General features: G+C 58.2%; 1 protein-coding gene and 1 pseudogene. One reads left to right on the top strand and one right to left on the bottom strand.

Translation table 11 applies throughout. The annotated features are described in order from the left end of the window. Positions 1 to 1067: 1067 nt before the first annotated feature. A complete protein-coding gene (locus Ae505Ps2_RS31575) occupies positions 1068 to 1418 on the top strand; it encodes a hypothetical protein (RefSeq protein ID WP_139317316.1) in 351 nt (116 codons plus the stop codon). Positions 1419 to 1928: 510 nt separating this feature from the next. Here the strand turns inward: Ae505Ps2_RS31575 and Ae505Ps2_RS32910 are convergent. Further along, positions 1929 to 2435, bottom strand: a pseudogene (locus Ae505Ps2_RS32910) (XRE family transcriptional regulator); the annotation flags it as partial.

The raw sequence follows: 2435 nt of genomic DNA, 5'->3' as shown, positions 1-2435 counted from the left end.
AGAGTGACGGCAAGGGGTTAGGTTAGATTTACCAACTCATGTGTGGTGGGGGTGGGGGATTTTGGTCCGCATACCCTGCAAACCCCACAGGGCGCGGCTGCGATCACGCTGGCCCTTCCCAACCACCACAGGTCGATCCCGGCGGTGGGTCCGAGCGTGAGGCGCCAGTCGGTGGCGATCAGGGTGCCGTCGAGACTCACGTGGGTGTGGCCAGCGCACGACGCGCCCCGCGCCGAGGGGGGCACTCATCGTGCGCCGCTACCGGAAGCAGTCCCGGGAGGAACTCGCCGACCGTCCCCCCTGAGCTGCCGTCAGGGGTCAGAGACACGATCCACCAAGCTCTGACCTGTGAAAACAGGTTGAAAAAAGCTCAGTGGCGCGCACACGTGGCTGAGTGGGCCCCTGCATCCCTCGGCAGCCCCGCCGAGGGTGAGGACACCCGCCATGACGGTCCGAAGCGGTGGTGCTTCGCCCTGTCCTGTTGTGGGTTCCCGCGCTGACGCGCGGGAACCCGGGGCGGTCTTGGAGCTCGGTGGGGGTTGCTGTGAGTTAGACCATAGGGCATGATCGGTGCAGTCCCATGCGAACTATTAACCCGAGGGGAATATTTTGCGTAAATTGCTGATTTTATCATGCGCTCTCTGCGCTGGAATTCTCATGTTTTCGTTGTCGTCGGGTACTGCTTTCGCTGCAAGTGCAGTACCCGTGCCTCCGGAGTATGTGTACAATCCTAAACTGGGACCGAGGCATGACTTTTGTACTTGGTCTTCAGATGAGCCAGTAATCAACAATAAGCAACTAAAGAGGAGGACTGTAGACTTTCGAGGCCCTTGCGCTCGACACGATCTTTGCTATGATCGATCTGCTAATAAAGCTGGCTGCGACAACCAATTTAAGCGCGATCTGGATCAGCAGTGCGACTTTACGTTTCAAGGAGACACGACTGGATACCTTGATTACTGCCGGGGGCGCGCACAGGCGTACTACGCAGGGGTGGTTGCAGGTGGGACACCTGGGGCGGCTCAGTGAAGCATAATTCTACTCCTATGAAGCCTCTAGGATTAGCAATGGAAGGCCTGACGGCTAAATTAATAGGTTGGCAGGTGGCCACAGTTGCCTTCACTTCCATCTTGCTGTCTATCGTACTATTGCCCTGGGGGGCTGCTCGCGAATTGCATGTTGGCTTATCCCTGCTCCTTCTTGGCGCAGTTTCTTTTGGTGTTGGAGTTAGACTTACTAGTCTGTCATGGACCAGAGTAGGAATATGCACTGCCGCTGCAGCAAGCTGCGTCTTTATTTTGGGCGAAATAGTCAACCGGGGCGAGAATTATTGGATTTTTGGGGTGATTTTTTATACGCCTGTAGCGATTTTTATTTCTTTTGTTGCGGCTGGAATCGGACGAGCGTTTCAGAGATAGGCGCCCGGAATCTTGCAGAAAGTCACCTTAGCGCTTTTCAACATTGATTTGCGGTTGTGGCTTTGCCTGCGGTAACGGTCGTCATATAGCCAGGGGAGCATGTCAACCGGGTGCGGGTCGAGACTTCGGGTCCGGGGGCAGCCCGGCGGCGGCCCGGGCCGCGTCCCACTCACCGTTGCGGCGTCGGCGAGGAGGCGACCGACGATGGCGGGGGTGTCGCCGGTGTGAGCGGCGATCTCTCGGTAGGTCAGTCCTTGGAGGCGGAGTGTCACCACCGCCGTACGGCGTGTTCTGGCTAGTTGTTCGCTGACCTCTGCCTGCGTGCCGCCGAGACCTGCTCACCATCAAGCGGACCGCCGACGTAGATCGCCATCCGAGTCATGACCACAGCATCCGTTGCCGTCTTGTGGGCAGATGTGAGCGTGCTTCACAGGGTGGCAGCCTGGCCTTACGGCCGGGCGGTTCACACGGGTTCCTGTTGTTGCCGGGTTCCGTGGGGGAAGTGTGTCTTTAGCGGAGTTGCATTAGTCGCTGCCGGTACTCTTGCGCATCCGGCTCGGCAGGGAATCTCTCTGCTACCACAGCGTCCAATTCGCTCGACACCATCAGGAGCGACGGGACCGATTGCCGGTCGCTATCAATTGCTTGATTCCCATATGACAGTGCCGTCTCTAGGTCCCCTTCCCGAGCTGCGACAACTCCTAGGGTGATACGCGCCTCGGCGTTTCGCATCGTGCTCGTCTCTCGACCGCTGAAATCGGTACCGGCTCGGAGGACTTCATCAGCATACGTCTTGGCTAGCTCGTTTTCACCAAGTATCCGATAGGCGTCCATGACGTAGAAATCGTACTTAGCCGGATCGACCACGAAGTGATTAGTGACATCATTTGGATACGGCAGCCGTTCGAGCTGCTGTCGCCCACGTTCGAGCGCGAGCTCAACTTGCCGGCGGTCCCCCATGCGTGCCCATGCTTTGGCCTCCTGCGCGGACAACTGGACAGCTACACCATGACTCGG

The sequence above is a fragment of the Pseudonocardia sp. Ae505_Ps2 genome, assembly GCF_001932425.1.
Classification (GTDB): domain Bacteria; phylum Actinomycetota; class Actinomycetes; order Mycobacteriales; family Pseudonocardiaceae; genus Pseudonocardia.
The sequence above is the reverse complement of the archived record's forward strand: the minus strand, read 5'-3'. Positions and strand labels throughout refer to the sequence as shown.

Excerpts from the sequence above, each read along its gene's own strand:
- Ae505Ps2_RS31575 (WP_139317316.1), top strand. The coding sequence starts at position 1,068 with ATGGAAGGCCTGACGGCTAAATTAATAGGTTGGCAGGTGGCCACAGTT.